This is a genomic window from Streptomyces sp. WELS2 (genome assembly GCF_013870595.1).
GTDB lineage: Bacteria > Actinomycetota > Actinomycetes > Streptomycetales > Streptomycetaceae > Streptomyces.
The window spans coordinates 1-2,083 of record NZ_JACBWZ010000982.1; the positions used below are offsets into that span (position 1 = coordinate 1).

Sequence of the window (2,083 nt, forward strand, 5' to 3'; positions counted from 1 at the left end):
CGCTGATCCGCACCGCCGTCGGCATAGCCGCGGCCGAGGGCAGGATCGACGACGTCCGCGCGCTCCTCCTGCCGGTCCTGGACGCCGGTTTCCCGCCCGGCACCCACCGGTACGGCTGGCCGCTGCTGCTGGCCGCGGCCACCGCGGAGGCCGACGCCCGCACCCTGCCCGCCGCCCGGCCCGGCCGCGCCGAGATCCTCGACCGCCTCGCCACGACCGTACGGACGCTGACCACCGGCGTCCCCCTGTGGCAGGCCCACAGCGGCTGGGCCCGGGCCGAACTGCTGCGCGCCGAGGGCCGGGACACCGCCGAGACCTGGGCCCCGGTCGTCGCCGCCTTCGAATGCCTGGACCGCCCCTACGACCTCGCCCGGGTCCGGCACCGCCTGGCCGGGGCGCTGCTCGCCGAGGGCGGCGACGACGAGCGCGACCGCGCCGTGGAACTGCTCAGACTGGCCGCGGCGGTCGCCGACCACCTCAGGGCCCGTCCGCTCGCCGGCTCCGTCGCCCGGCTCGCCCAGCGGGCCCGGCTCAGCCTCGGCGGCGGCAAGCGGCGGGACCCGGCCGCCGATCCGGCCGCCGCGTTCGGCCTCACCAGCCGGGAGCGGGACGTCCTCGGCCTGGTCGCGGCCGGCCGCACCAACCGGCAGATAGCCGAGGAGCTGTTCATCTCGCCGAAGACCGCGAGCGTCCACGTCTCCAACATCCTCGGCAAGCTCGGTGTCTCCGGCCGGGGCGAGGCGGCGGCGGTGGCGCACCGGCTCGGCCTGTTCGTGGCCGGGACACTCGCTGCCGGATCGTCCGGGTGACACCTACGCTGGAGAAAACCGGCAATGAGGGGGAAGCCGTGTTCAACGTCTTCGAGGACCTGTTCGCACCCGGCCGCAAACACACCCGGGACGAACTCAACCGCCTGGAGCTGTCCCGCGAGGACGTCGGCGACAACGACCCCGGGCGCGGCCCCATAGACCTGGCCTCCGGCAAGGCGGTCATACGGCTGTCCCCGGCCGGCGAGCCCGTGCCGGCCGACGAGGAGCCCGGGTCCGAGCCCAACTGACCTCGGCCTGCGGGCCGGCGGGCCGGCTCAGCGGACCTGAAGCTCCAGCACCCGGTCGTCCCCCTTCCCCGGCCTGCCCCGGCCGTCCGTGTCGCTGGTCACCAGCCACAGCCGGCCGCCGCCCGCCGGGGCCACCGTGCGCAGCCGGCCGTAGGTGCGGGTGAGGAACGCCTGAGGGGCGGCCGAGGCCGAGACGCCGTCCAGCGGGATGCGCCACAGCCGCTCGCCGCGCAGTCCCGCCATCCAGATCGCGCCGTTCACACAGGCGATGCCGCTGGGGGAGGCCTCGTCGGTGTGCCACTGGGCCACCGGGTTCTGGAAACGGGGGTCGGACGAGCGGCCCTCTGCCTCGGGCCAGCCGTAGTCCCCGCCGGGTTTGATCGCGTTCAGTTCGTCCCAGGTGTCCTGCCCGAACTCCGAGGCGAACAGCCGCTGGTGAGCGTCCCAGGCCAGCCCCTGGACGTTGCGGTGGCCGTAGGAGTACACGACGGAGCCGGGGAAGGGGTTGCCGGGCGCCGGTTCGCCGTCCGGGGTCATCCTGAGGATCTTCCCGCCGAGCGAGGACCGGTCCTGCGCCAGGCCCCGCCGCCCGGTCTCGCCGGTGCCCGCGTACAGCATGCCGTCCGGACCGAACGCGATCCGGCCGCCGTTGTGGACGGTGCCCTTGGGGATGCCCTTGAACACCGTGTCGGGGGCGCCCAGTCGCTCACCGGCCGGTTTGCGCTCGTCGTAGCGCACGCGGACGATCCGGTTGTCCGAGGCCGAGGTGAAGTAGGCGTAGATCATGTGGTCCGAGGCGTAGCCGGGGGACGGCGCGATGCCCAGCAGTCCGCCCTCGCCGGCGGGAAGGACCCCGGAGACCGTGCCCAGCACCGTCGTCCGGCCGGTCTTCGTGTCGATCCGGCTGATCGTGCCCTCGTCGCGGGAGGAGACCAGCAGATCACCGCCCGGCAGCGCGGCCAGCCCCCACGGTGACTTCAGTCCCTCGGCCACCGTGCGCAGCACCTCCGCCGACCCCTTGGCGGG

3 protein-coding genes are annotated in these 2,083 nt (G+C 74.7%); 2 read left to right on the forward strand and 1 reads right to left on the reverse strand.

The genetic code is table 11. The features are described from left to right. Positions 1–809 (forward strand): response regulator transcription factor (locus H5J33_RS38020; protein ID WP_309485540.1); only part of this gene is annotated, 809 nt, incomplete at its 5' end. 38 nt (positions 810–847) lie between these two features. After that, positions 848–1,057, forward strand: coding sequence for a DUF6191 domain-containing protein (locus H5J33_RS32535; protein ID WP_181798314.1), 210 nt, complete (start codon positions 848–850; stop codon positions 1,055–1,057). Between the two features lie 27 nt (positions 1,058–1,084). Here H5J33_RS32535 and H5J33_RS32540 read toward each other — a convergent pair. Further along, on the reverse strand, positions 1,085–2,083 hold a 999-nt coding region (locus H5J33_RS32540; protein ID WP_181798315.1), incomplete at its 5' end, for a sorbosone dehydrogenase family protein.